At 46.4% G+C, this 21,275-nt stretch carries 18 protein-coding genes and 1 pseudogene; 11 read left to right on the top strand and 8 right to left on the bottom strand.

Annotation, left to right across the window (positions count from 1 at the left end; translation table 11 throughout):
• Positions 1-24: 24 nt before the first annotated feature.
• Positions 25-1,470 carry a transposase gene (locus QUA00_RS26200; protein ID WP_333411693.1) on the bottom strand — a complete coding sequence of 482 codons (1,446 nt, stop codon included), beginning with the start codon at positions 1,468-1,470 and terminating at the stop codon, positions 25-27.
• A 353-nt stretch (positions 1,471-1,823) separates the two neighbouring features.
• On the opposite strand from QUA00_RS26200, the gene QUA00_RS26195 reads away from it, so the two are divergent.
• Together QUA00_RS26195 and QUA00_RS26190 are read left to right on the top strand one after the other, a co-directional pair.
• Entirely contained in the window at positions 1,824-3,200 is a 1,377-nt protein-coding gene (locus tag QUA00_RS26195; protein ID WP_333411692.1) for a cytochrome P450, read from the top strand.
• A complete protein-coding gene (locus tag QUA00_RS26190; RefSeq protein ID WP_333138509.1) occupies positions 3,197-3,319 on the top strand; it encodes a hypothetical protein in 123 nt (40 codons plus the stop codon). The genes QUA00_RS26195 and QUA00_RS26190 overlap by 4 nt, the downstream gene beginning before the upstream one ends.
• A 419-nt stretch (positions 3,320-3,738) precedes the next feature.
• Here QUA00_RS26190 and QUA00_RS26185 read toward each other — a convergent pair whose 3' ends face one another.
• A complete protein-coding gene (locus QUA00_RS26185) occupies positions 3,739-4,026 on the bottom strand; it encodes a hypothetical protein (protein ID WP_333138507.1) in 288 nt (95 codons plus the stop codon).
• A gap of 494 nt (positions 4,027-4,520) precedes the next feature.
• Here QUA00_RS26185 and QUA00_RS26180 point away from each other — a divergent pair, with 494 nt between their 5' ends.
• From QUA00_RS26180 to QUA00_RS26165, 4 genes are all read left to right on the top strand, one after another.
• The gene (locus QUA00_RS26180) at positions 4,521-4,781 is read left to right on the top strand and encodes a MoaD/ThiS family protein (protein WP_015179186.1); all 261 of its coding nucleotides are present in this window, start codon (positions 4,521-4,523) and stop codon (positions 4,779-4,781) included.
• A 61-nt stretch (positions 4,782-4,842) separates the two neighbouring features.
• Positions 4,843-4,998: a hypothetical protein gene (locus QUA00_RS26175; RefSeq protein WP_333411691.1), complete on the top strand. Its 156-nt coding sequence runs from the start codon at positions 4,843-4,845 to the stop codon at positions 4,996-4,998.
• A gap of 271 nt (positions 4,999-5,269) precedes the next feature.
• Positions 5,270-6,568, top strand: a complete 1,299-nt coding sequence (gene thrC / locus QUA00_RS26170; RefSeq protein WP_333138502.1) for a threonine synthase — start codon at positions 5,270-5,272, stop codon at positions 6,566-6,568.
• A 273-nt stretch (positions 6,569-6,841) separates the two neighbouring features.
• The gene (locus QUA00_RS26165; protein ID WP_006632924.1) at positions 6,842-7,117 is read left to right on the top strand and encodes a MoaD/ThiS family protein; all 276 of its coding nucleotides are present in this window, start codon (positions 6,842-6,844) and stop codon (positions 7,115-7,117) included.
• A 185-nt stretch (positions 7,118-7,302) separates the two neighbouring features.
• Here the strand turns inward: QUA00_RS26165 and QUA00_RS26160 are convergent, their stop codons facing one another.
• From QUA00_RS26160 to QUA00_RS26150, 3 genes are all read right to left on the bottom strand, one after another.
• A complete protein-coding gene (locus QUA00_RS26160; protein WP_333411690.1) occupies positions 7,303-9,189 on the bottom strand; it encodes a ribonuclease J in 1,887 nt (628 codons plus the stop codon).
• Positions 9,190-9,589: 400 nt separating this feature from the next.
• Positions 9,590-10,483 carry a 4-hydroxy-tetrahydrodipicolinate synthase gene (gene dapA, locus QUA00_RS26155; protein WP_333138498.1) on the bottom strand — a complete coding sequence of 298 codons (894 nt, stop codon included), beginning with the start codon at positions 10,481-10,483 and terminating at the stop codon, positions 9,590-9,592.
• 107 nt (positions 10,484-10,590) lie between these two features.
• A complete protein-coding gene (locus QUA00_RS26150; protein ID WP_333411689.1) occupies positions 10,591-11,634 on the bottom strand; it encodes an aspartate-semialdehyde dehydrogenase in 1,044 nt (347 codons plus the stop codon).
• Between the two features lie 118 nt (positions 11,635-11,752).
• On the opposite strand from QUA00_RS26150, the gene QUA00_RS26145 reads away from it, so the two are divergent.
• The 4 genes from QUA00_RS26145 to clpX all read left to right on the top strand — a co-directional run bounded on the left by QUA00_RS26145 (position 11,753) and on the right by clpX (position 16,642).
• Complete coding sequence (locus QUA00_RS26145; protein WP_333283465.1) at positions 11,753-11,908, top strand: hypothetical protein; 156 nt, start codon at positions 11,753-11,755, stop codon at positions 11,906-11,908.
• A gap of 741 nt (positions 11,909-12,649) precedes the next feature.
• Positions 12,650-14,077, top strand: a complete 1,428-nt coding sequence (gene tig / locus QUA00_RS26140) for a trigger factor (protein WP_333411688.1) — start codon at positions 12,650-12,652, stop codon at positions 14,075-14,077.
• A 522-nt stretch (positions 14,078-14,599) separates the two neighbouring features.
• Entirely contained in the window at positions 14,600-15,289 is a 690-nt protein-coding gene (gene clpP / locus QUA00_RS26135; protein ID WP_333045253.1) for an ATP-dependent Clp endopeptidase proteolytic subunit ClpP, read from the top strand.
• A gap of 9 nt (positions 15,290-15,298) precedes the next feature.
• On the top strand, positions 15,299-16,642 hold the full coding sequence (clpX, locus tag QUA00_RS26130) for an ATP-dependent protease ATP-binding subunit ClpX (RefSeq protein ID WP_333138491.1): 1,344 nt from the start codon (positions 15,299-15,301) through the stop codon (positions 16,640-16,642).
• 206 nt (positions 16,643-16,848) lie between these two features.
• Here clpX and QUA00_RS26125 read toward each other — a convergent pair whose 3' ends face one another.
• The 3 genes from QUA00_RS26125 to QUA00_RS26115 all read right to left on the bottom strand — a co-directional run bounded on the left by QUA00_RS26125 (position 16,849) and on the right by QUA00_RS26115 (position 19,847).
• Positions 16,849-17,385 carry a hypothetical protein gene (locus QUA00_RS26125; protein ID WP_333411687.1) on the bottom strand — a complete coding sequence of 179 codons (537 nt, stop codon included), beginning with the start codon at positions 17,383-17,385 and terminating at the stop codon, positions 16,849-16,851.
• A gap of 7 nt (positions 17,386-17,392) precedes the next feature.
• The gene (locus QUA00_RS26120) at positions 17,393-17,641 is read right to left on the bottom strand and encodes a hypothetical protein (protein ID WP_333138487.1); all 249 of its coding nucleotides are present in this window, start codon (positions 17,639-17,641) and stop codon (positions 17,393-17,395) included.
• 124 nt (positions 17,642-17,765) lie between these two features.
• Positions 17,766-19,847 (bottom strand): DNA polymerase III subunit gamma/tau, encoded by a 2,082-nt coding sequence (locus QUA00_RS26115; RefSeq protein WP_333411694.1) that lies wholly within the window; start codon positions 19,845-19,847, stop codon positions 17,766-17,768.
• 124 nt (positions 19,848-19,971) lie between these two features.
• On the opposite strand from QUA00_RS26115, the pseudogene QUA00_RS26110 reads away from it, so the two are divergent.
• A pseudogene (locus tag QUA00_RS26110) lies at positions 19,972-21,241 on the top strand (RNA-guided endonuclease InsQ/TnpB family protein).
• Positions 21,242-21,275: the final 34 nt, after the last annotated feature.

Below are 21,275 nucleotides of genomic sequence, written 5' to 3'. Positions count from 1 at the left end.
GTCCCGTAAGCCTTTCAACCTACTTTAGGTTAAACGAATCGCACGTACCGTTAGACCGCAGGCTTCTTTTTCCTTTTGTTCAAAGGCTTTTTTGAGTGACGGAGTTCCCCCGCCACTTTCGTAAGTTAGACCAATCCTTCTTATAAGTTTGGCTGAATTTTCATCTCGATCTAAGGATTCTCCGCACTGGCAAGAATGCCATCGCTCCGACAATTCTTTTGGTACTTTATTAAGGCAATTCCAGCAATGCCCAGATGTGCCTTTGGGGTCAACAAATAAAACGCTTTTACCTAATTTCCAGGCAACATATTTGAGGACGCTGGCGAATTGTCCGTGAGCAGCATCAAGCATGGATTTATTCAAACCACTTTTAGCTGATTGACCATTAGGTAAATAAACCAAGCTACCATTCTCAATGTCAGTCTTCGGCTTGGCACGTCTAGTCAGATTTTTGACACTCAAATCTTCAACAACTAAAACATCACATTTGCCGAATAGCTCCTGTGCCGTTTTGAATTGAAAATCTAGTCTAGATCTAGCTATAAACTGGTGAAGTTGAGAAATCTTATCCTTGATTATTTTCCAAGGCTTAGAACCTTTAACCCTACTAGCCAGATTCGCTTGAAGTTTTGCTAATTTCTGGGCAGATTTTCTCAAAAATCTAGGATTTTCAACTCTTTCACCATTGGAAAGGTAAATGTAATTCGTGATTCCCAAGTCGATACCAAGAGTATTTTTATCAGTTGGTTGAATTTCTGCAACCGTTACGGGAACAGTCTTATCTTCTAGCGTTAAGGAAATATACCACCCATCCGCTTCTCGAATAACCGTTCCCGTCTTAACCTTAAATCCTGTTGGTATTGGACGATGGAAAACCATCGGTACTTGACCTATTTTTGCGAGGTCAATACAAATCCTATTCTGCTCATCCTTAATAATGTCAAGATTGTCTAATTGAGGATAAGTGAAAGATTTGTAGTAGTGAAGTCCTTTGAACTTGGGCTTGCCTCTACGATTGCCATTTTTGTCGGTCGTTGTAAAATTTGAAAAGGAAGTTTCAACCCTGTTGACGACATCCTGTAAAACCTGAGAATCCAACACTTTATAATCAGGAAATAGCTTTTTAGTGTTTTTCATGTCGGCAAGCTGTATGGTTTGCCACTGTACATATCCGCCTTCAATGTTCGAGAAAACATCACCTTTTTTAGTTAAAGGATTGCCTGATTCATCCTTTTTTCTACCATCCCTAGTCTGCACCCTAGTTAAAGGAATATTTTGATAAATTTCCTCAACAGTAACTATCGAAACAATCAGGGGGCAGGCATTGATAGGTGTTCTCGTGGCTTCCCACCATCTAAATCTTTCGCCAAGTCGGTAGTTGTACTGCCGACGACAGAGTTCTAAATGAGCCACAATTGTTGCTAATTGGGCTTTGGTGGGTTTGAGGCGGTATTTGTATGTGAGTTGCATCGGAAACTCCTTTTTCGACCTACCTTAATGTACCATTTCTTTTGATTTAATATTTAGAAAGTACATCAAAATTTAAGGTACTTGCAATGTTTAATTGTCGGTTTCCGTCCGCGACACCCGACGCTTCTGGACATCACGCTCGGTAATTTATTCGGGGTACTTCGCGTAGCGCTCAGATTCATCCCCTCTAAATATACCGAGGGACTTCCCGGCTGATAGTTAAAATTATGGGAGATGGGACTTACGCAATTCACCCCTTAAAAATAAGGGTTGGGAGGAATTGAATAAACCTTCAAACCCTTTGAGATTTGTTGATACTGCTAAGTCCTGTGACCCAAACCCCGGTAATTCCTATGACACTACCTAACGGCCCCACAGCTCCACCCCTTGTGCAGCTAATTCAATGGATCGGCGATCCGCTGACATACATGGATAAATGTGCCAAACAATACGGCGACATTTTCACGGCTCAAGTGAACAACGGGAAACCATTGGTGATGATCAGCCACCCGCAAGCTATCCAGGAGATGCTCAACAGCAACGCGTTTCACGCTCCAGGCCGCCTGAACAGCCTCCTCAAACCCCTGCTGGGAGAACAATCCATGTTTCTCCTCTCAGGAGAAAGGCACAAACGCCAGCGCCAATTATTGATGCCACCCTTTCACGGGGAACGGATGCGGAATTACGGTCAACTAATTTGCGATATAGCTCAAGATGTTGCCAGCAAATGGTCGGCCGATCGACCTTTTGTGGCCCGCAGCGCCATGCAGGAAGTCACCATGCGGGTAATCTTGCAAGCTGTCTTCGGCATGGATGACGGGCCGCGGTTACAAGCACTCAGACCACTACTTGCCTCAGTCGTCGATATGACCAACTCTCCCCTGCGATCGAGCATACTGTTTTTCGGCAGGATGCAGCAAGATTGGGGATCTTGGAGTCCTTGGGGACGCATGAAACAGCGGCAGCGGAAAGTTGACGCACTCATCGACGCGGAAATTGAAGAACGCACACAGCAACCAGACGCCAGCCGCACCGACATTCTCAGCTTAATGATGGCCGCGCGCGACGAAAACGGGCAACCAATGACGAAGGAAGAATTGCGCGACGAGTTGATGACGCTGCTGCTGGCAGGCCACGAAACCACAGCAACGGCCCTAGCTTGGGCGTTTTACTGGATTCACCACTTGCCCTCGGTGCGCCAGAAGTTGCTGCAAGAATTGGACAGTTTGGGGGAAAATCCCGACCCGATGGAGATTTTCCGCTTACCTTACCTGAGTGCAGTTTGTCAGGAGACGCTGCGAATTTACCCCGTGGCAATGCTGACGTTTCCGCGAGAAGTTCTCACGCCCGTGGAACTGATGGGACATCAACTCGAACCGGGCACAGTTGTCGTCGGCTCGATTTATTTGACTCACAGACGGGAGGATTTGTATCCAGAACCGCTGCAATTTAAACCGGAACGGTTTTTGGAGAGACAATTCTCGCCTTACGAGTATTTGCCCTTTGGAGGCGGCAGCCGCCGCTGTATCGGCTTGGCGCTGGCGCAGTTGGAGATTAAACTCGTGTTGGCAACCATTTTGCGGGATTTCGACCTAGTATTGGCCGAGAAAAAGCCCGTACAGGCCAAACGCCGAGGGGTGACTTTAGGGCCGGCCGGCGGCGTGCGGATGGCCCTGCTGGGGCGGCGGATGTCGCAGCAGAAGCCTGAACCTGTTGTTAGTGGGGTTTGAAGTCGCAGCAGTTGCAGGTGGCGATCGAACTTTCAGCTTTGAGTGCAAACAATTTAGCGAGAATGTGCGATCGTCCGCCAATGCCACCATTTTTTGTAGCCCCCGCTACAGATAAATAGCTAGAATCCTTGACCTGTAAGCCTCCCCCCTCTCAATTTTCAAATTCTCAGTCTAAAATAGTATGAACCTCGCAAACACAGCCTGAAAGCAAAAGTGGGTGATTGCAATAGTCCTCTTGATATCTCAAAAGCCTCCCTGCCATACTGTAAAAACATATGCATACCCTGTTATTCAGCAAGGTCGGAAGCGCGTTGGCATTGCCTGCAATCTTCCGGCCTCTTTATTTTTTGGGCTACTTCCGGCATTGGGTACAAGATGCTGAAGGGAAGGCAAAAATATAAATTCTCCCCCTGTTCCCATCTGCCCCTGTCCCCAATCTAGAGTTCTGCCTCTCATTGAAATAGAATCCGACAGCAAGTTTAAGGAATCACTAAGGAATAATTAATAACTTGTTAAATCAGCTCCTTTTGCCCTTCTCTCAATCTTCTGTTTTCAGAAATTCCGATACCGAGACAGACTTCGGGAGACTATCCAGATCCTGAATTTCGCTTTCGTGGGCAAAAAACTCGACTTCTTTGTCGTCAATCTGGATCTGATAGCTAGCGGTAGCTGTCACAACCCGTCGCTTTTTTTTATCTTCTATTAAAACCCAACACACAACAGGTCTTACCCATCTCTCAACGTGCTGGTTTTGCTTCGTACTCCCAAAGGCATACCAGCCTTTAGCTTCAATAATTTGAAGCACTTTAAACTCGTTATTTGCCATATATCTCTATCGCGTTAACTTCAGTATTCTTCTTAGATAGAACGGGTAGCTTGCTAAGCAGGGCAAAGGTTTGACTATTCCAAGCCGCACTTGATAACCTGATTTTTCGTCAGGAGAAGCGGGTTTACAGGCCCTTGTCTGCGTTGTTGCCTGCTAAATTTAGTGGGATCTTTTTGTACTCTCCCACAATTACGGTAAAGTATCTATACCCCATCCTCAAAAATTATTCTCGCATTAGCCTCAACCGCAGCCAACTAGACGTTAGCTAGCTGCATCTAAGTGGATGCTAACTGCTTCTAACGCCTGGTTGGTGAGAGCGATCGGCATACAATCCGGTTAAGACTTTTTGCTGCAATCAACTATCATCTTTACCCGATGGGGTAAAACTTAACTAGAGGTTGCCGCTTTCAATTCTAAGCCTCGGCGCGCCTAATTCCTAATTAATTGTATGGTGTAGTTGATAATTGCCCAACCGTCGATCGCACTCAACAGCCGTGTCTAACTCTTCGATTACCATTACCGTTAAACTGTTTGCCGCCTTCGGTGAAGCCTACGGCGTTTCGGAACTTACCTTAGAACTTCCTCCCGAAACCCCAGTGTCTCAAGTGCTCGAAAGCTCGATCGCCCAATATCCTCAATTAGAACAATGGCGCGATCGCACCCGCTTTGGCCTCAACCTGGAATTCGTCTCCCCCGACACCATCCTCCAAGACGGTGACGAAGTTGTCCTCATCCCTCCCGTCAGCGGCGGGTAGGCTAAGTTGGTTCATCTGAAATGTTGCACCATTGTCAATAAGCTTTTTAGGAACAGGCAAGATGCCTGTTCCACAAAGAATGAATTTTGTTGTGGAACAGGCATCTTGCCTGTTAAGCGAGAAGGGTGCAATATCTCAGTTAATCAAAAATTCGAGGTTTTGTAGTTGTGTTCGATCGCACGACTGCCCAATTCTTAGCCCAAAAAAGATTTATTAAGTTTTGTAACAATTTCGTCGGCAAATCATCCTTGAGCTCGATCGGGCTGGCGTGCGGGCCTGACAATCTGGATTAAGAGCCCGATCGTGAAAACAACTCAAATCCTTGTGGTGTGGGCGTCCCGCCCGCCCAAATATCAAAGTTAAATACACCACCTTTTAACTGAAAAATCAATCCCGACTAAAAAAATCGGGTATGGTTGACGGGCTAAATTGACCGTGCTAATCTTGCACAAGACTAAGAAAACATCGCAAAACTAGAGAGTTGAGCTATGACCCAGGCGACCAGAACCCAATCCACAGCAGCAACCTTCACAGCCCTCAAATGTAAAGAATGCGGCGAAGAGTACGAACTCCAAGCCAAGCACGTCTGCGATTGCTGTTTTGGCCCGCTTGAAGTCAAGTACGACTACGACGCCATCCGCCGCAGCGTGACTCGCCAAACCATCGCAGCCGGCCCCAACTCGATCTGGCGCTACCGCGCATTTTTACCAGTCGCTACAGATAACGTCATCGATGTCGGCACTGGGATGACTCCTCTATTAAAATCCCACCGCTTGGCGCGCCGCCTCGGTCTAAAAAATCTTTATATTAAAAACGATGCCGTCAATATGCCCACTCTCAGCTTTAAAGACAGAGTGGTGTCAGTCGCCCTCAGCAGAGCGAGAGAATTGGGTTTCACAACGGTATCCTGTGCCAGCACCGGCAATTTAGCTAACTCTACGGCTGCGATCGCCGCCCACGCCGGACTCGACTGCGTAGTCTTCATCCCCTCCGACTTAGAAGCAGGCAAAGTCCTCGGCACTCTGATTTACAATCCAACTGTCATGGCAGTTCACGGCAACTACGACCAAGTTAACCGCCTCTGTTGCGAAGTCGCCAATACACATGGCTGGGGATTTGTCAATATCAACTTGCGTCCCTACTATTCCGAAGGCTCAAAAACCCTCGGTTACGAAGTTGCCGAACAACTAGGCTGGCAATTGCCCGATCACATCGTCGCTCCCCTCGCCTCCGGCTCTTTGTTCACAAAAATTTACAAAGGTTTTCAAGAATTCATCGAAGTCGGTTTAGTTGATGAAAAGAAAGTCCGATTCAGCGGTGCCCAAGCTGACGGCTGTTCCCCCATCGCCCAAGCCTTCCGCGAAGGCCGTGATTTCGTCAAACCGGTGAAACCGAATACAATTGCTAAGTCGATCGCGATCGGCAATCCAGCCGACGGTATGTACGCCTTGGAAATCGCCCGCAAAACCAACGGCAACATTGAATCCGTCAGCGACACCGAAATCATCGAAGGCATGAAACTGCTAGCAGAAACTGAAGGCATATTCACAGAAACTGCAGGCGGCACGACCATCGCAGTCTTGAAGAAACTCGTAGAAGCAGGTAAAATCAATCCCGATGAAACCACCGTCGCTTACATCACCGGCAACGGTTTGAAAACGCAAGAAGCAGTTCAAGGCTACATCGGCGAACCCATCACCCTCGAACCGAAACTAGAAGCGTTCGAGCGCGCCCTAGAACGCGCCCGCACGCTCGAACGCTTAGAATGGCAACAAGTTTCGGTTTAATAGTCATTAGTCATCAGTCATTAGTCATTAGTTATTAGTTATTAAGCTGTTGACTACTGACTGAGGACTACTGATTAATAGTCATCAGTCATTAGTCATTAGTTATTAGTTATTAAGCTGCTGACTACTGACTAAGGACTACTGATTAATAGTCATCAGTCATTAGTCATTAGTTATGAGTTATTAAGCTGCTGACTACTGACTAAGGACTACTGACTAAGGACTACTGACTACTGACTACTGACTACTGACTACTGACTAAGGACTAAAAAAATGACCGTCAAAGTTTTAATTCCCACTCCCCTGCAAAAATTTACCAACAATCAAGCCACGATCGAATGCGCCGGCGATAACATTTCCGAACTAATTGAATCCCTGGAAACCAATTGTCCTGGCATCAAAAAAAGCCTGTGCGACGAAAAGGGAGAACCCCGCAGATTTCTCAACTTCTACGTCAACAGCGAAGACATCCGCTTTTTGGATGGCTCAAAAACAGCCCTCCAAGATGGCGATGAAGTCAGCATTGTTCCTGCTGTTGCTGGTGGCTGATTAATTTTTAACCGCAGATTGAGGCAGACGAACGCAAATGAACGCAGATAGTTATTTAAATCTATCTGCGTTCATTTGCGTTTTAGGAAATCAAATGTAGGTTGGTAGCTGCGCTTGGGTACCCAAGCGCAACTACAAACCTAAAACTTATTTCTTTGTCCGCAGTGCGTCAGAAAATTATCGCACTAGGAAGCTGCCCTTGCAGCAGTCCGGGGACGGCGCCGACCCGTCACCTGATTGGCAGGAGATGGCAAGGATGGGGATGATGGCGATGATTGCGATGATGGCGATGATTGCGAGGATAATAGCTTAGGTGCTTCCAGGGCACCTGGAGATACTGCTGCTTTTTCCGATCGCACTGCTTCTTCTGGAATTTGCATCAGGAATACCAGCAGCGGATTGCTTTGCAGTTCCCGGCGCATCACTCGCCCAATTGCCTTTTCTATTTGCGTTTGAACTCCTACCCAGTCAATGTCAACTTGCGAGTCAGCAGTCGCGGGTTTTACAAATTCTGACCAGCGATCGCTCAAAACTGTTTCAATGGTTTGAGTGATTAATCCGATCACCTCCGCGCGATCGGCTGATGTCACTACACCTTTCAAGTGAACTTCTGGTTTGGCAACTAATTTGCCTTCCCAATTCAAAGCCGCCGCTACCGTTACAACGCCATCTCCGGCTAACTGCTGACGTTCCTTGAGGACGCTAGCTTTGACCACGCCCGATCGAGAAGCATCTACCAATTCAATTCCTGAAGGCACTTGACCAGCGACTCGCATCGAATTTTCGGTCAATTCTACGACATCGCCGTTATCAATAACCACCATATTGCTAGCGGGAATGCCCATGCTTTGAGCCGTCTTGGAGTGCTGGATCAGCATCCGGTGTTCCCCGTGCACTGGCAAGAAGAACTTGGGACGAGTCATGTTAATCATTAACTTTTGGTCTTCTTGACAACCGTGACCCGAAACGTGAATGCCTTTATCGCGGCCGTAAACCACGTGTGCTCCCAGCATCATCAGTTTATCGATCGTGTTTACCACTGCGATCGTATTTCCCGGAATCGGATTAGCTGAGAAAATGACAGTATCGCCCTTTCTGATTTTGAGTTCGTGATGTTCGCCGTTAGCAATGCGAGTCATCGCCGCCATTGGTTCGCCTTGGGAACCTGTAGTTAAAATCAGCACCTTGTCTTCAGCCAAATTGCGGATTTCTTTCAGCGGTTTGAAAATACTATCTTCGCATTTGATGTAGCCGAGATTGCGGCAGTGGGCGATGACGTTAAGCATCGACCGGCCAACCACTCCGACATACCGATTGTTTTTCTTAGCCAAGTCCAAAACAATTTGCAATCGGTGTACCGACGAAGCAAAAGTCGTCAGCAGCACTCTTCCCGGTGCTTGAGCGATAATTCTGTCTAAATTCGGCGCCACAGAACTTTCCGAAGCGGTAAAACCGGGAACTTCCGAGTTAGTAGAATCGCTGATCAAGCACAGCACGCCTTTCTCGCCGTACTCCGCCAGCTTTTGCAAATCAAAATGCTCGCCGTCTACAGGAGTGTGGTCAATTTTAAAGTCTCCGGTGTGGATCACAATTCCCACGGGAGTGTGAATTGCCACAGTAAAACTGTCGGCCATCGAGTGAGTGTTGCGGATGTATTCGACTAAGAAATTCTTGCCAATTCTTACAGTATCCCTGGGTCGAACCGTTCTCAATTCAGTGCGGTGAGACACTCCGGCTTCTTCGAGTTTTCCGGCTAGCAAAGCCATCGCCAAACGGGGGCCGTAGATGACCGGAATTTCAAATTGTTTGAGGTGATAAGGGATACCACCTATGTGGTCTTCGTGACCGTGAGTCACGATCATACCTTTAATTTTGTGGCTGTTTTCCCGCAGGTAAGTCATGTCTGGAAGGACAATATTTACCCCGTGCATTCCATCTGTCGGGAACGCTAAACCGGCATCTAAAAGAATGATTTCGTCGCCGTACTCGAACACACAAGTGTTTTTACCGATTTCGTGCAGCCCGCCGAGGGGAATAACTTTTAGAGCAGATGCAGTTGTATTTTTGATCATGCGTATCCTTTGTTAGTTATTTTTGTTATTGGTCTGTTAACTGTTGACTGTTGACTGTTGACTGTTGACTGTTGTCTGTCGTCTGTCGCCTACTGTCTAGACCTCTCCAATAATCCCTGTGGAACAGGCATCCTGCCTGTTCAAGACAAGCTTTTTGGGAGGTTTTTATCTGTTGTTCGTTGATGGGGGCGATTTTTTCCAAGATATTTGTGGAAAACTCCCCTACGGGGTTTTACTATCCCCTACAGTCAGTTGTCTTTTGCCTTCAGTCTTTAATCCTCAGTCTTTATTTTTTGACTGTTAGCTAATTACTAACAGTTAATTACTAATGACTAATGACTAACAACTAATGACTTATCACAACCAATATTCAGTTGTCTGAAAACTCGTTCTCGCTCGTCTAGCTAGCTGATACTGCTGCTAGCTGACTCAGTACGTCCTTTAACTTTTGAGTTACCTCAACGGGCGGATCGCACAGGGGCGGACGGGTGGAGCCTACATCCCAGCCTTGAAGTTTGAGAGCTGTCTTGACGGGAATGGGATTTGTGGTGAGAAAAAGAGCTTTAAACAGGTCAAAAAGTTGCAAGTGAATCTGGGTAGCGACTTGAACTTGACCGGCCTCGAAAGCTTTGATCATCTGTTGCAGTTGCTCTCCTACCAGATGGCTGGCTACGCTAACTACACCAGATCCTCCTACCGCCAACATTGGCAAAGTTAGGGAATCATCTCCAGAATAGATGGCAAATTCAGGGGATGTCAAGCACCGAATTTGACTTGCTTGATCCAAGTTGCCACTGGCTTCTTTTACGGCCACAATGTTGGGGATTTCTGCCAATCTAGCCACCGTCTCCGGCAACATATTCTGACCAGTGCGACCGGGGATGTTATATAACATTATAGGCAATTCTGGAGCAGATTGCGCGATCGCCCGAAAATGATTATATAAACCTTCTTGCGGCGGCTTGTTGTAATAAGGAACCACCTGCAAACAACCATCTAACCCTAGTTTAGCTGCTTTTTGGGTAGCTGCTACTGCTTCTGAAGTAGAATTCGATCCGGCTCCTGCGATTACCAACGCCTTACCGGCCACCGCCTTTTGTACCACCTGAAATAATTCGTACTCTTCATCCCAGGTCATAGTGGGAGACTCGCCAGTAGTGCCGCACACTACCAAGCTATCTGTACCGCGATCGGCTAAATGAACTGCCAATTTTTCTGCTACCGCATAGTTAACGCTGCCGTCTTCCTTAAACGGCGTAATCATTGCAGTCAGAACCCGTCCAAACTTTACCACACTTTCTCCGATTTTAGACTGTTGATGTTTGATTTTAAATTTTTGATTTCAGATGAAAGGTTGATCTAAAATCCCCAATTTCAATTTCCCCATTGCCAGGGTTCCCCCTAAGTAGAAGCCGCCGCCACTTGGGTTCGCAACAAATCTTTTTGGGCCAGCAACTCAGCTATCTGCACCGCATTTAAAGCCGCCCCTTTGCGAATTTGATCGCCCGACAGCCACATTTCCAACCCGCAGGGGTGAGAAATATCTTGGCGAATCCTGCCGACTAACACGTCATCCTTACCGCTGGCCTCGACCGGCATCGGGAAATAATTAGCTTGCCAGTCTTCTACCAGCTTAACCCCGCTTGCCTGCTTTAAGATTTCCCTGGCCTCGATCGCGCTAAAAGGCTCTGCAAACTCTAGATTAATCGCTTCCGAATGAGCCCGCAGTACGGGAACCCGCACACAAGTTGCCGTAATTTTAATCTCGTCCGTACCAAATATCTTCCGAGTTTCGTTTACCATTTTCATCTCTTCTTCACAATACCCCAAATCATTAATCGGGGTGTTGTGCGGAAACAAATTAAATGCTAAGGGGTAGGGAAATATATCTGTTTGGGGCGTTTCCCCCTGCAAAATTGCTCTTGCTTGAGCTTTCATTTCCTCCATTGCCCTCGCCCCCGCGCCGCTGGCAGACTGGTAAGTTGCTACAACGATGCGCTGTATCGGCCTAACTTTGTGAAGCGGCCAAACGGCAACTGCCATCAAAATAGTCGTGCAGTTGGGATTAGCAATTATACCTCGGTGAGCTGCCGCCGCTTGGGGATTGACTTCTGGAACCACTAGCGGTACGTTCGCATCCATGCGGAAAGCGCTAGAATTGTCAATTACCACTGCTCCGGCTGCCACCGCTTGCGGAGCCCATAATTTAGAAGTAGAGCCGCCGGCAGAGGCGAGCACCAGATCTACATTATCAAACGATCGCGCCGAAACTGCTTCGACCGACAGCATCTCGCCGCCAAAAGGCAAAGTTGTGCCTGCTGAACGTTCCGAAGCCAGCAGCTTCAAGTTAGAAATCGGAAAACTCCTGCTGTGCAAGAGTTCTAGCAACTCGGCTCCGACTGCGCCGGTAGCCCCTAAAATGGCAACTCGATAGGATTGAGACAAATTAGTTTCCTCCACAAATTAAAGTCTAAACGATCGAAATCAAAAATTTAAATAACTGCAATTCTCAATATCAAACTTAATTAATGTTATGCGACATCAGGAGCATGAGAGGATAGCAATGGTGCAGTTAAGCGAAAAGGCCGATCGAACTTCCCGATCGATCCGTGCGATCGTACCCAATGCCAGTTTAGCATCTTTTGCCGCTCGCCCACGCCCAATCCGCATCCGGTTAAGTTTTGCGATATATCTGCATTTTCGCAGGCGCATCCATTGACTTTGACTGGCTGCAGAGACCGGCAAGATTGACATCACAGGGCGATATGTGCTATGGTGCATCGGCAATTAGTGGACTTAACCTCCACATTCCTAGCAGCAAAAGCTAGTATCCTCAAACCAAAACTATTTGGCAAGAGCCAAAAAAGTAGCCGGCAATGACTTACAGTCTCATCCGGTAAAGGTGTTGTAGTTGTGCCGTTACGAGTCAAAGCGTACAAAATTAAAATGCAGGCAAAGTCAGATTTGTATGTATTTTATCAAGGAAATTGGGTCTAAAACCCTGTCCTTCTAGGACGGCTTTAATTTATTAAATCCCTTCCTAAAAGTCAGGAAATTTCTAGTATTCTAGAGTAGTCAAGGTTAAACTCCTGCGCCCTAGTGCATAAAAACAGTTAACGACACACTTTGGCGCGTAAACCGGGGGACAAAGAGCGGCGAAAACTCTCTAAACAGCTAGGGGCTTAACACAGTTCCTTTAACCAGAGAAACAAACTATTTAGTCTTGTTAAGTAGGGTAGGGCATACCCGAACTCTAGGTAAATATCCTAGTACGCTTTTGGAGATAGACCAAGAAGGGATGACTGCGAATCAGGCTCGTTAATTGGTAGGATTTCTACGGTTAAAAAGTTTGAGGATTGCCGAAAGGACGCAACATTTTAAGGTCAGTCGCTGAATTAAGAATCCCTGTCCTTTAGGTCAGGGAGTGTCAATACACTATTGTTAAATATCAAAAAAGCCGATGAAAGTAACCCAGGAAAAACTTCCAGCTAGCCAAATTGGTCTGGAAATCGAAGTACCGTCAGAAAAGTCAAAACAAGCTTACGAGCAAGTAATTAAACAATTTGCTCGCGAGGTTAATATTCCTGGGTTCCGCAAAGGCAAAGTTCCCCGTCAAGTTTTGCTACAGCGCCTAGGCCAGACTCGTTTGAAGGCGACGGCTTTGGAAAATTTGATTAATGATTCCCTGCAAAAAGCCCTCGAACAAGAAAAAATTGCCGCAATTGGCAGTTTTGAACTTCGCACCGAGTTTGAAGAATTACTAGAGAAGTTCGATCCAGAACAGCCTCTGATTTTTTCGGCGAAGGTTGATGTACAACCCGAAGTGAAAATGGGTCAGTACACAGGTTTGCAGCTTCAAGCAGAAGAAGCTAAGTATGATGAGGCTCAGGTAGATGAGGTACTGGCCAAATATCGATCGGACAAAGCTACTTTAATCCCTGTAGAAGGCCGGCCGGCTCAGTTGGGAGACACGGCTTTGGTTGATTTCTCCGGTAGATTTGCGGAAGCACCCGAAGGCGAAACTCCCGCAGAAATTCCTGGCGCTCAAGCAGAAGACTTTCAAGTAGAATTATCGGAAAATCAGTTTGTACCGGGCTTTATCCAAGGCATGATCGGGATGAATCCAGGAGAAACTAGAGAAGTTTCTGTGCAGTTCCCAGATGAGTATAGCAGTGAAGAATTAGCGGGGAAACCTGCCGTCTTTACGATTACTCTCAAAGAACTTAAGGAAAAAGAATTGCCGGAGTTGGACGACGACTTCGCCCAAGAAGTCAGCGAGTTTGAAACTTTAGCAGAACTGCGCGAATCGCTCGAAACTCGGTTTAAAGCAGACCAAGAAAACAAGACATCAGCTAATAAGGAAAAAGCTATATCAGCAGCCCTCGCGCAGCTAATAGAAGTGGAAATTCCCGAAACAATGCTCGATCGCGAAATCGATTATTTGTTGAATCAACAAGCCGTCCAATTGAAAAATTACGGCATAGATATCAACCAACTGTTTACCGAAGAAAATATGGGCCCGATGCGGGAACGCTCGCGCCCGGAAGCAATCGATCGGCTCAAGCAGACTCTAGCTCTGGCAGAAGTAGCCAAGCTGGAATCCTTATCTGTTGAACCAGCAGAAGTAGCAGCAGAAGTAGCAAAAATCAGAAAGCAGTTTCCCAAAGGAGATTTTGACCCCCAAAGGTTGCAGGAATTTGTAGCAGAAGACTTGCTCAAACAAAAAACCCTGAAATGGTTGGAAGAAAAAGGAACAATCGAACTCGTACCAGAAGGCTCACTGACTCCTGCCGCAGAAGAATCTGATGCAGATGCAGATGATGCAGATGATGCAGAAACTTCAGAAGCAGCCACAAGCGTCGAAGTTGAAGTTGTAGGCGAAGATTAGGGCGCAGAATCAAAGTAGTAGGGACACCGCACGCCAGCCCTTCTTCGTGTCAACAAACACGTTAAACCCGCAGTCCGGCAGGGGTTTAAACCCCTGCCTCAAAGCTAAAGTCCTCGCTATGAGGACTGAATAATTCATTAGTCCTCATAGGGAGGACTTTAGCTATAAGCCCCGTGGAATTCATTCCCTGGCGGACTAGCGGATCCACTGGTGGACTTGGCGGGCTGAAAGCTTAAGTGGACACTAAGGGGGTATTGGAGTGTCCCTACGGCGGGGATCGATCGGGGGTATCTGAAGTGCGATCGAATTTTACGTTTAATGTCGAGCTACTGTTGAATTTGGGTTAAATAGTCACAAGATTTTTGCTCGACTATACCCAATGCCCAATGCCCAATGCCCCATTCCCCATTCCCCATTCCCCCGATATCTGTTCAGAAGAGGCATAATAGTTAAAAGCTGGCGGCTTAATTTAAAGCTTTCATCAGCAGCAGCAAATTGTCTAGAATCCTTGACTGGTGTCTTATGGTTGTATCTCAATCTTCCAATTACCTAATTACAAGCTATAACGATTTTGATGTCAGTTCCAGCCCCAGCAATGTAGTGCCGATGGTACTAGAACAGTCGGGGATGGGCGAGCGGGCTTTTGACATTTACTCGCGCTTGCTGCGGGAGCGAATTGTGTTTTTAGGGACTCCCGTAACCGACGAAGTTGCTGACTCGATAGTGGCTCAGCTATTGTATCTAGATGCCGAAGACCCAGAAAAAGATGTCCAAATGTACATTAATTCCCCCGGCGGCTCGGTGACGGCCGGCATGGCAATTTATGACACAATGCAGCAAATCCGCCCGGATGTGGTGACGATTTGTTACGGTTTGGCAGCGAGTATGGGCGCATTTCTACTGACAGCAGGAGCCCACGGTAAGCGGATGTCTCTTCCGAGTTCCCGGATTATGATTCACCAGCCGCTTGGAGGCGCTCAAGGTCAAGCAGTTGATATTGAGATTCAAGCCAAAGAAATCCTTTATCATAAGCGTAAGCTGAATCAACTGCTAGCGCACCACACAGGTCAACCGATCGACAAATTAGAGGCGGATACAGAGCGCGACTTTTTTATGTCAGCCGAGGAAGCCAAAAATTACGGTTTGGTCGATCGAGTTATCGAAAAGGAAAACCTTCCGACGGCGGGAGAGAATGTCACTGCACTGAATTAAGAGGCTGTTATGTCTAAGTACGACTCCCATCTAAAATGTTCGTTTTGTGGCAAGTCTCAAGAGCAAGTACGCAAGTTGATCGCAGGCCCAGGGGTGTATATCTGCGACGAATGCGTTGACTTGTGCAATGAAATTTTAGATGAGGAGTTGTTTGATTCGAGTGCAGTACCCGCAGCGGCGGTGCCTCCGAAGCAGGAAACGACGCAAAAGCGCCGCGCTACTTCGGGCAAAAGTATGTCGCTGAGCCAAATTCCGAAGCCGAGGGAAATTAAAAATTATCTCGACGAAAACGCGATCGGGCAAGATGAGGCGAAAAAGGTGCTCTCGGTGGCAGTTTACAACCACTACAAGCGCCTGAGCTTTATCCATGCCAAAAATAGTGGCAAGCACCCGCCGGAAGAAGTAGAACTGCAAAAATCGAATATTTTGTTAATCGGGCCGACGGGCTGCGGCAAAACTCTGCTGGCTCAGACATTGGCGGATATGCTAGACGTACCGTTTGCGGTGGCTGACGCGACGACGCTGACGGAAGCGGGCTATGTCGGGGAAGATGTGGAAAATATTTTGCTGCGGCTGCTGCAAGTGGCAGATATGGACGTGGAAGAGGCGCAGCGCGGAATTATTTATATTGATGAAATTGACAAAATAGCCCGCAAGAGCGAAAATCCTTCGATTACGCGGGATGTGTCTGGGGAAGGCGTGCAGCAGGCGCTGCTGAAAATGCTGGAGGGGACGATCGCGAATGTACCTCCCCAAGGTGGGCGCAAGCATCCCTACCAAGACTGCATCCAAATTGACACTAGCAATATCATGTTTATCTGCGGCGGTGCTTTTGTCGGTCTAGAGAAAGTGATAGAGCAGAGAACGGGTAAAAAGTCAATGGGTTTTATTCAGCCCGGAGAAGCTCAGCCGAAGGAAAAGCGGGCTGCTGATGTACTCAAGCAACTGGAACCGGATGATTTGGTGAAGTTTGGGATGATTCCTGAGTTTATCGGGCGGGTACCGGTGGCGGCGGTGTTGGAACCGCTGGATGAGGAAACGCTGATGGCGATTTTGACGGAACCGCGCAATGCTTTGGTTAAGCAGTATCAAAAGCTGCTGAAGATGGATAATGTGCAGTTGGACTTTAAGCCGGAGGCGATTCGGGCGATCGCCCAGGAAGCATACCGCCGCAAAACTGGAGCACGGGCGCTGCGGGGAATTGTCGAAGAATTGATGTTGGATGTGATGTACGAGTTGCCGTCGCGCAAGGATGTTGCCCGGTGTACGATTACTAAGGAAATGGTCGAGAAGCGATCGACCGCCGAGTTGTTGGTACTTCCCTCTTCCCTACCCAAGCCAGAGTCAGCTTAAGTTCAGATATTTTACTATTCTCGTGGAACAGGCAGGATGCCTGTTCCACAAAAATTAAATTTTCTTGTGGGGTGGGTTCTTATAGCCCGCTCTAAAGCATTATTGAACGAAGTCAGCGCAACGAGAGACTAAAGAATCCAGTATGAAATCTATTTGTGGAAAGGAGGAAAAGTCGGCCAAAGCTAGGGAGCGAGAGAAGTTGATTTTTAGTCATTTTCGGTTTCATCTAGATCGTCGGGTTTCAATCGTTTTAGACTTTTTTCACTAATCGGGAAATACACATTGAGGGATTGATGTCCTTGGTAAGTATCAGTGAATTTCCATTCTAAAATTAAAGCGGCTACAATCAAGCAACCGTTAGCAACATAAGACCCAGTGTCTTTAATACCAAATTTACTTTTTTTTCTAGCCCACCAATTTTCACAAGCGTGTTTTAACCCATAACTTGTATGTCGATAATTAAATGATTTGATGGACTCTATTTGACTCAGCCAATATCGAGAGCGATAAATTTGGTCAAGATAATATTTATTATTCCAATCTTCGATTTGCCACAGCTTAAATTCACTCGCATCTGTCCCCATTCTAATTTTGTAACGGCTGTATTGTTGTTCAGTCTGAAAATACCCATCAACAGTTAACCAAGGATGTTTTTCAACTACGGTCAAAACTCTCTTCCATTCTGATTCAAAATCGATACCTAATAAAAAAGGAAAATCGTATTCGCTCAAAAGTTTTCTCATTTTTTCTCTACCTCAACAGGAGGACAAGTATTAGTATAGCAATAAAGATAACTGGTGCTGCCAGCCTAGCCCAAAACAAGGTTTCTGTAAGTTCCAAAGCCAGAAAATCCCAGACACCAACAGATATCCACAGGATAATACCTACCAAACTCAAAATAGCGGAGAGCGACATACTCGCCGGAAACCCTGAAAACGGTTGTATAATAGCAACCGCCAAGGCGGTTATGGCATAAACGGGATTTTGAGTGCGGAGCATTGTGGAACAGGCCGGAGAGCCCGTTCCTAATAATAGTGCAAGATGTAATATCAACTGGACTTAATATTATATGTCAAGCCAATTCCCAATTCCCAGTTCCCAATTCCCAATTCCCAATTCTCATTTACCAATCTATAAAATCATCCTCATTTAACTCAGAAGATAACTCGGAAAAATCGGGTTCAGATTCCAATCTAAAAGTTTCCGACTCCCAAATCTCCAAGTCATCCGACAAATCGACTACTTCCCCGTCAAACATATCAGCCAACTTCCTAGTCGAATTCGCGACATTTCGCGCATCATCACGCACCGCTATAGCCTGAGCGTTAAAGTCATTTTGAGAGTCTGTAGAACCGTTTGTGGGCGATCGCGATTCGGAAATTGCCGGCACATTAACGGCGGTATTTTCAGGCGCTGGCGGGTGTTTTTGTTCTTCTCTACCCTTCCCCAAAAAATCCTCTGTAATCTCAGAACCCGCCGAGTTCTGCACCTGTTGGCCGGCATCATCTGCAGGATGAGAATTCCTGGGATTTTCGCCACCAAGTCCGTTAGAAGTAGGCAAATCCTTGGCGCGGGAACTTTTAGTTTCAGCGGGATTTGTCAAGCCCACCTTTACTGTTACTCGACGGTTAAAAATTTGCAAAAAAGCTTCTTCAATATTAGCTACTTTGTCTTTAACCATATTGAGCAACGGCTGCGAACTAATCTTAACATGAGCAGTATCATTGCTAAAAATTACTAGCTGTCCATGTTGGCGAAGCAGCGATTGAGTGCCATGCGGCCGCACGCGGTCAAGTACCTGTTCCCACACTCGATTTAAATCGATTTCATCGGCCCAATTAGTCGGGGAATAATTTGTTTGATTAGTTTCAGCAGTTGGTACAGGTGCGGGAATTGCAGCAGGAGGTGTGCTTTCTATCCGATTAGCCATAGGCTGCGACTGAGGTGGATGATTTTGCGAATTGGGAACTGAAGATTGTTCAATATTAGATGTCTGACTTCCCCCCGATTGTAGGGGCGGTGCCCCCGTGCCCGCCCTTGGTTGGGGGGGGTAATTTTGTGGTGGTTGAGCAACATTTTTCGCTGGTTCGGCTGTTGGTTGCTGCTGAGTTCTAATTGCTGAGGGCAACAATCCCAACAGCGTTACTTCCAGCCATAAACGCGGCTGAGTAGTATTTTTAATTTGCACTTCGTGGGTTTGCAAATGTTTCTGACCTGCCAAAATCAACTCCGCATCCCAATTGCGGGCAAAATCAGCCAATTTTTCCCAAGTTGCCGATGTTAAAGCTACTAAATCTGACCGCTTTGGTGCAGCTTTGGCTATTAGCAAATCTCGGTAAAAGCTCGCGAGACTTTGCAGCACAATTAGCGGTTCCCGACCGCGATCCATGAGGTGGCGAGTCATGTCTATTAGTGCTGTAGCGTTATCTTTGTCAATAGCTTGCAGCAAATCCATTAAATCATTTTCGGGAACCGCGCCGACTAAATCCCAAACTTTTTCAACTGTTACTTGACCGGGAAATAAGCTCAGTTGGTCTAGCAAACTTTCGGCATCTCGCAGACCTCCTTGGGCGATTTGAGCAACCATTTGTACTGCATCACTGGCAATATTGATATTTTCTAATTGGGCAATTTTGTGCAAGTGAGCAATCATTGCTTCGAGGGGTATGCGGCGAAAGTCGAACTTTTGGCAGCGAGAAATAATAGTTGGTAATACTCTTTGTGGGTCGGTTGTTGCGAGAACGAATACAACGCGATCGGGCGGTTCTTCTAGGGTTTTCAATAAGGCATTAAATGCCTGGGTACTGAGCATATGAACTTCGTCGATTACATATACTTTATAGCGGCACTGTACGGGGGAAAATTGAGCTCGTTCGATCAAATCCCGAATGTTATCTACTCCGGTGTTGCTGGCGGCGTCAATTTCGATGACATCTAGTGTGGAACCTCGGGCAATTTCTTGGCAAACGTTGCATTTGCCACAGGGGGTCGGGGTGGGGGCAACCGTAGAAATACAGTTGAGAGATTTGGCGAAAATTCTGGCACTAGAGGTTTTACCGGTGCCTCTGGGGCCGGTGAATAGATATGCTGGTGCTATGCGCTCTTGTAGGATGGCGCTGGTGAGGGTTTGGGCGATCGCCTCTTGACCGACTAATTCGGCAAATGTCTGAGGGCGATATTTGTGGTGCAGGGGTTCGTAGGTCACGATCGAATATTGGTGGTATTGTAAATCTTCGTTGAGTTTATAAGCAATTATAAACAATAATGGTATCATATCGCTATGATTGTTGAACAAGAAATACGCACAGATCAAAGAACGGAAGTCTCAAATGCAGCTAACAGAGAGGCACATCATTAAATCGACGGAACACCGTTTCGCCCAAATTGACGAACTAGCTTTCAAGTTCAAAAACCTCTACAATGCCGCCAATTACGTCAGTCGTCAGAGTTTTATTTATGGGTGGGGCTATGTCAATTACAACGAAATGAACCGATTGATGAAGTCTCACGAAGCATACAAGGCTTTACCTGCTAAAGTAAGCCAGCAAATCTTGATGGTGCTAGACAAAAACTGGAAATCGTTTTTTGAAGCCGTTAAAGCTTACAAAGCTGACTCTTCAAGATTCACTGGTCGCCCAAAGCTGCCAAAGTACAAAGATAAAGTCAAAGGGCGAAACCTTCTCGTTTACACGAGTCAAGCAATTAGTAGTAAACAGTTGAAGAAAGGAATCATTAAACTTTCCGGCACTGAACTTTCAATTAAAACCCAACTCAATCCCAACCAGATTTGTCAAGTGAGACTGGTTCCGAAATGTGATTCCTATGTAATTGAGGTGATTTATGATGAACCGGAGTCTACCCTTGGCAATGCCAACTCTGTAGCTAGTATTGATTTAGGACTGGATAATTTAGTGGCGTTAACTTCAAATCAGCCGGGATTTATCCCTTTGTTGATTAATGGGCGTCCATTAAAATCGATTAACCAGTTCTACAACAAACGCAAATCTCGATTACAATCCCAATTGAAAGGGAATCGCAAAACTTCACCACGGATTCAGCGCTTAACTCGCTGTCGCAACCAGAAAGTTGATAACTATTTGCATCAGGCTAGTCGTGTGATTGTTGACCATTTGGTAGTGAACCAAATTGGAACGCTGGTAATCGGCAAAAATGCACAGTGGAAAACCGATATCAATCTAGGTAAACAAACCAACCAAAACTTTGTCAGTATTCCTCACTCTCGATTAATTGAGATATTAGAATACAAAGCTCGGCTGGTAGGAATCACAGTAATTGTACAGGAAGAATCCTACACATCCCGCTCCAGTTTTTTAGGTTTAGACCCAATTCCTGTTTATGGAAAAACAGAAAAAGAGCCTGTGTTCACTGGTAAACGGATCAAGCGAGGTTTGTACAAAACATCGACGGGTCAGTTAATTAATTCCGATGTGAATGCTTCGTACAACATTCTCAGAAAAGCAATCCCAAATGCGTTTAGCTTTCTTGATAGAGAGCTGCGTAGTTCAGCCGAGGCGGGTTAATCCGCTCAAAGTAAAAGTGAAGGGGGAGGGACTTGAAGCCTCCCATGTCTATAAATGACTATACTTTTGCCAGCTATTAGCTGTAATCTTAG

This window comes from Microcoleus sp. T2B6 (assembly GCF_036700475.1).
In the GTDB taxonomy this organism is placed as follows: domain Bacteria; phylum Cyanobacteriota; class Cyanobacteriia; order Cyanobacteriales; family Microcoleaceae; genus Microcoleus.
The sequence above is the reverse complement of the archived record's forward strand: the minus strand, read 5'-3'. Positions and strand labels throughout refer to the sequence as shown.

What these genes read in the sequence shown, in the direction of transcription:
- QUA00_RS26200 (WP_333411693.1), bottom strand. Translation starts at nt 1,470, where the DNA reads ATGCAACTCACATACAAATACCGCCTCAAACCCACCAAAGCCCAATTA.
- QUA00_RS26195 (WP_333411692.1), top strand. Translation starts at nt 1,824, where the DNA reads ATGACACTACCTAACGGCCCCACAGCTCCACCCCTTGTGCAGCTAATT.
- QUA00_RS26185 (WP_333138507.1), bottom strand. Translation starts at nt 4,026, where the DNA reads ATGGCAAATAACGAGTTTAAAGTGCTTCAAATTATTGAAGCTAAAGGC.
- QUA00_RS26175 (WP_333411691.1), top strand. Translation starts at nt 4,843, where the DNA reads ATGCCTGTTCCACAAAGAATGAATTTTGTTGTGGAACAGGCATCTTGC.
- thrC (WP_333138502.1), top strand. Translation starts at nt 5,270, where the DNA reads ATGACCCAGGCGACCAGAACCCAATCCACAGCAGCAACCTTCACAGCC.
- QUA00_RS26165 (WP_006632924.1), top strand. Translation starts at nt 6,842, where the DNA reads ATGACCGTCAAAGTTTTAATTCCCACTCCCCTGCAAAAATTTACCAAC.
- QUA00_RS26160 (WP_333411690.1), bottom strand. Translation starts at nt 9,189, where the DNA reads ATGATCAAAAATACAACTGCATCTGCTCTAAAAGTTATTCCCCTCGGC.
- QUA00_RS26145 (WP_333283465.1), top strand. Translation starts at nt 11,753, where the DNA reads ATGGTGCAGTTAAGCGAAAAGGCCGATCGAACTTCCCGATCGATCCGT.
- tig (WP_333411688.1), top strand. Translation starts at nt 12,650, where the DNA reads ATGAAAGTAACCCAGGAAAAACTTCCAGCTAGCCAAATTGGTCTGGAA.
- clpP (WP_333045253.1), top strand. Translation starts at nt 14,600, where the DNA reads ATGGTTGTATCTCAATCTTCCAATTACCTAATTACAAGCTATAACGAT.
- clpX (WP_333138491.1), top strand. Translation starts at nt 15,299, where the DNA reads ATGTCTAAGTACGACTCCCATCTAAAATGTTCGTTTTGTGGCAAGTCT.
- QUA00_RS26125 (WP_333411687.1), bottom strand. Translation starts at nt 17,385, where the DNA reads ATGAGAAAACTTTTGAGCGAATACGATTTTCCTTTTTTATTAGGTATC.
- QUA00_RS26120 (WP_333138487.1), bottom strand. Translation starts at nt 17,641, where the DNA reads ATGCTCCGCACTCAAAATCCCGTTTATGCCATAACCGCCTTGGCGGTT.